This window comes from Streptomyces poriferorum, from assembly GCF_019399235.1.
GTDB lineage: Bacteria > Actinomycetota > Actinomycetes > Streptomycetales > Streptomycetaceae > Streptomyces > Streptomyces poriferorum.
On the sequence record NZ_JAELVH010000440.1, the window covers coordinates 1 to 3,678 of the forward strand.

Here is a 3,678-nt window from a genome sequence, read left to right on the forward strand (position 1 = left end):
CGCCGCGCTGCGCGGTGCGCTGGCGGCCGCGCACCGGCGGGCCGGGGTCTCGGCGATCGAGGTGGAGGTGGACGCGACGGCCGTGTTGCCCGACGGCAGGTCCGGGGTCCGGCTGACGGTCGCCGACGACGGGCACGAACCGGACGGCTCGCGCGCGCCGACCGTCATCTGGCAGGCGCCGCTCTGAGCGCGATCCTGGTGCTGGAGTGGGCGACGCCCGCCTCGCGCTTGAGCCTGCGCAGCAGGCCGTCCAGCGCCGCGGTGTCGGCGGCGGTGGCCCGTACGAGGTAGTCGTGCGCGCCCGTCACATGCACCACTTCGGTGATTCCGGGCAGGGTCAGCACCGCCCGCTCGAACACCTCGTTGGTGGTGTCCGAGCGCAGGGACACGTCGATGAAGACGACGAGCCCGGTCCGGGTGTCGGCGGCGGGGTCGATGATCACGGTGAAGCCGCGGATGACGCCGTCCTTGCGCAGCCGGCGCACCCGGTCGGCGGCCGCGTTGGCGCTGAGCCCGACCCGTGATCCCAGATCCCGGTACGAGATCCGCGCATCCTCCTGGAGGACGCCGAGGATTTCCCTGTCCAGACGGTCCATGCGGCGATTGTCCCAGGTTCGGGCCGATCGCGACTGCGGAGAGGGCGCTCACCCCGTGCGGGCCCGGGTGGACGGGTCCTCGTTCGGAGTAGTCCGACGGGCTCGCAGTCCGCTCGCGTCCTTGACTGGCTGTGTGGATACCGCAGCGAAGCAGTCACCGGCCCCGGCCGCCGAGAAGCCCTCCGGCGCCGCCTACCGCAACCTCGTGATGGCCACGATCGGCTTCGCGCTCACGTTCTGGGCCTGGAACCTGATCGCGCCCATGTCCGCGGACTACAAGGACCGGCTGGGCCTGAGTTCGTTCCAGCAGTCCCTGCTGGTGGCCGTGCCGGTGCTCGTCGGTTCGCTGGGCCGCATCCCGGTGGGCGCGTTCACCGACAAGTACGGTGCGCGGCTGATGTTCCCGCTGATCTCGGCGCTCACCATCGTGCCCGTGCTGCTGCTGATCCCGGCGAAGGACTCCTACGGCGCGATGCTGGCCGTGGGCTTCCTGCTGGGGCTCGGCGGAACGACGTTCGCGATCGGTATCCCCCTGGTCAACTCGTGGTTCCCGCCCGCCGACCGCGGCCTCGCGCTCGGTGTGTTCGGCATGGGCATGGGCGGCGTCGCCCTGTCCGGCTACTTCACCCCGCGCATCGCCAAGCACGGCGACAACCTGCCGTTCTACGTGGTGGCCGGGGCGCTCGTGGTGTTCGCCGCTCTCGCGGCGGTGCTCATCAACGACCGCCCGGGCCGCCAGGTGCCCACCGACACCCTGGCCCACCGGCTGGGTGCGGCGGGCAGGCTGCGGGTCACCTGGGAGCTGTCCGCGCTGTACGCGATCGGCTTCGGCGGCATCGTCGCGTTCGGCGTCTACCTGCCGACGTACCTGAAGACCTGGTACGAGCTCTCGCCGACCGACGCCGGCACGAAGGCGGCCGGTTTCGCGCTGGTCACGGTCATCTTCCGGCCGATCGGCGGCTGGCTCTCGGACCGCATGCATCCGGCGGTCGTGACCTCCTTCGCACTCGGCGTCGCCGCCCTGATGGCCATCGTCCAGGCCTTCGACCCGAAGCTGATGCCCGGCGGCACGATCGCCCTGCTCGTCATGGCGGCCGGGCTCGGCACCGCGAGCGGCAGCGTCTTCGCCCTGGTCTCGCAGGTGACACCGCAGGCGAAGGTGGGCAGTGTCACCGGCATCGTCGGCGCGATGGGCGGCCTCGGCGGCTTCGTGCCTCCTCTGGTGATGGGCGCGATCTACAGCGCGAAGGACTCGTACTCGATCGGCTTCATGCTGCTGTCCGATCTGGCGCTGGCGGGCTGTGTGTACGCGTACGGGCGGATGCGGAACATCCAGCGGGACGCCTGAGACGGAGCGCCCGGGGTCGAGCGCCCGAGGCGGAACGCAATCGTGTCAGGGTGCCGATGCGCCTGTACTCGGACCACTGACACGTCAGGGCGGCGGGACTCCCGCGCCCGGACCGGAAACATGTCAGGGCAGTGGAACGCCGAGCCCGGACCCGAATCACGTCAAGCTGCCAAGACCTCCTGAGTGCGGACCGGAATCGCCTTAGGGTCGCAGGGTGATGCCACTTCTGCCTGCACTCCAGGACGCGTCCGCCCCTGCGGCCGCCCACGAAGCCGTCCGGTTCGACGAGGTCTCCCTGACCTACGCACAGTTGGCCGCCGCCGCGGATTCGCTCGCGGCCCGTATCGCCGGCGCGGACCGGGTCGCGGTCTGGGCCACGCCCACCGCGCAGACCGTGGTCGCGGTGGTGGCCGCGCTACGGGCGGGGGTGCCCGCCGTGCCGCTGAACCCGAAGACGGGCGAACAGGAGCTGGCGCACATCGTCGCGGACAGCGCGCCCGCCACGGTGCTGGCCTCCGCCTCCGACGTACTGCCGCCCGCGCTGGCCGGGCTGCGACGGCTGGACGTGTCCGTGGCGGTTCCGGCCCGCGCGGACACGGAGTTCCCCGAGCCCTCCCCCGAAGCCCCTGCCCTGGTCGTGTACACCTCCGGCACCACCGGACCGCCCAAGGGCGCCGTCCTGCCGCGCCGGGCCATCGCCGCCTCGCTGGACGCCCTGGAGGACGCCTGGCAGTGGACCGGGGACGACGTCCTCGTCCACGCCCTGCCCCTGTTCCATGTGCACGGCCTGATCCTGGGCATCCTCGGCCCGCTGCGCCGGGGCGGTTCGGTACGCCATCTCGGCCGGTTCTCCGCCGAGGGCGTGGCCCGGGAGCTGGGCTCCGGCGGCACGATGCTGTTCGGTGTGCCGACGATGTACCACCGGCTGGCGGAGGCGCTCGACGAACCGGCAGCCTCCGGGGGCCTCGCGAAGGCCCTCGCGGGCGCGCGGCTGCTCGTCTCCGGGTCGGCCGCGCTGCCGGTCCACGACCACGAACGGATCGCGGCCGCGACGGGCCGCCGGGTCATCGAGCGGTACGGCATGACGGAGACGCTGATGAACACGGGCGTCCGGGCCGACGGCGAACCGCGTCCCGGTACGGTCGGCGCACCCCTGCGCGGCGTCGAGCTCCGCCTGGTGGAGGAGGACGGCACCCCGCTCGCCGACCCCGCGTCCATCGGCGAGATCCAGGTGCGCGGCCCGAACCTGTTCACCGAGTACCTGAACCGCCCCGACGCCACGGCCGCGGCCCTCACCGCCGACGGCTGGTTCCGCACCGGCGACATGGCCACGCTCGACCAGGACGGGTACGTACGGATCGTGGGCCGCAAGGCCACCGACCTGATCAAGAGCGGCGGCTACAAGATCGGCGCCGGCGAGATCGAGAACGCGCTCCTGGACCACCCGGGCGTCCGCGAGGCGGCCGTCACCGGTGAGCCGGACCCGGACCTGGGCGAGCGCGTCGTCGCCTGGGTGGTGCCGGCCGACCCTGCCGCCCCGCCCTCGGCCGCCGAGCTGGCGGACCACGTCGCGGCCCAGCTGTCCCCGCACAAGCGCCCGCGCACGGTCCGCTACCTGGACGCACTGCCCCGCAACGACCTGGGCAAGATCATGAAGCGGTCCCTCCATGGCTGACCGCCCCACGGCCCGCGAGGCGATCGCCGCCCTCACCGCCGACTTCACCGAGTCCGCCG

At 72.6% G+C, this 3,678-nt stretch carries 3 protein-coding genes and 1 pseudogene; 3 read left to right on the top strand and 1 reads right to left on the bottom strand.

Going from position 1 to position 3,678, the window contains the following annotated elements:
• A pseudogene (locus JGS39_RS37880) lies at positions 1-187 on the top strand (histidine kinase); the annotation flags it as partial.
• Here JGS39_RS37880 and JGS39_RS37885 read toward each other — a convergent pair.
• Complete coding sequence (locus JGS39_RS37885; RefSeq protein WP_219574313.1) at positions 165-596, bottom strand: Lrp/AsnC family transcriptional regulator; 432 nt, start codon at positions 594-596, stop codon at positions 165-167. The pseudogene JGS39_RS37880 and the gene JGS39_RS37885 sit on opposite strands and share 23 nt — an antisense overlap.
• A gap of 133 nt (positions 597-729) precedes the next feature.
• On the opposite strand from JGS39_RS37885, the gene JGS39_RS37890 reads away from it, so the two are divergent.
• Together JGS39_RS37890 and JGS39_RS37895 are read left to right on the top strand one after the other, a co-directional pair.
• Entirely contained in the window at positions 730-1,944 is a 1,215-nt protein-coding gene (locus tag JGS39_RS37890) for an MFS transporter (RefSeq protein WP_219574314.1), read from the top strand.
• Between the two features lie 217 nt (positions 1,945-2,161).
• Entirely contained in the window at positions 2,162-3,619 is a 1,458-nt protein-coding gene (locus tag JGS39_RS37895; protein ID WP_219574315.1) for an acyl-CoA synthetase, read from the top strand.
• Positions 3,620-3,678 lie beyond the last annotated feature (59 nt).

What these genes read in the sequence shown, in the direction of transcription:
- JGS39_RS37885 (WP_219574313.1), bottom strand. Translation starts at nt 596, where the DNA reads ATGGACCGTCTGGACAGGGAAATCCTCGGCGTCCTCCAGGAGGATGCG.
- JGS39_RS37895 (WP_219574315.1), top strand. Translation starts at nt 2,162, where the DNA reads ATGCCACTTCTGCCTGCACTCCAGGACGCGTCCGCCCCTGCGGCCGCC.